This window comes from Ruminococcus callidus ATCC 27760, assembly GCF_000468015.1.
Classification (GTDB): Bacteria; Bacillota; Clostridia; order Oscillospirales; family Ruminococcaceae; genus Ruminococcus_C; species Ruminococcus_C callidus.
The window spans coordinates 1-274 of sequence record NZ_KI260450.1 but is presented as its reverse complement, the minus strand read 5'-3'; the positions used below and the strand labels follow the sequence as shown (position 1 = coordinate 274).

Here is a 274-nt window from a genome sequence, read left to right as displayed (position 1 = left end):
CCCTACCGATTTTCTTCGGTAGGGCTTTGTGTTTTGGGTCAATATTCTTCTGCTAAAAGCATGGTGGAGTGGTCGGTGTCGTCAATGACATAGACCTTTGCGGTAATGGGTTTCTCTGTAGAAATTTGATATTCCTTGCTGTACTCCGGCTGTTCGGAAAAGTGGTGGATGTGCTGTTTTCCATCAATTTCTTTCAGTGCAAAGACTTGAAAGTAATCTCGTTCTTCTGGCAGATTATCGATGCAGTTCCACAGAAACAATTGCAGCTCTATTG

General features: G+C 43.1%; 1 protein-coding gene. It reads right to left on the bottom strand.

The window, feature by feature from the left end; all coding sequences use genetic code 11:
- Nucleotides 1-38: 38 nt before the first annotated feature.
- The coding region (locus tag RUMCAL_RS11005) for a DUF960 family protein (protein WP_021682944.1) at nt 39-274 on the bottom strand (236 nt) is incomplete at its 5' end.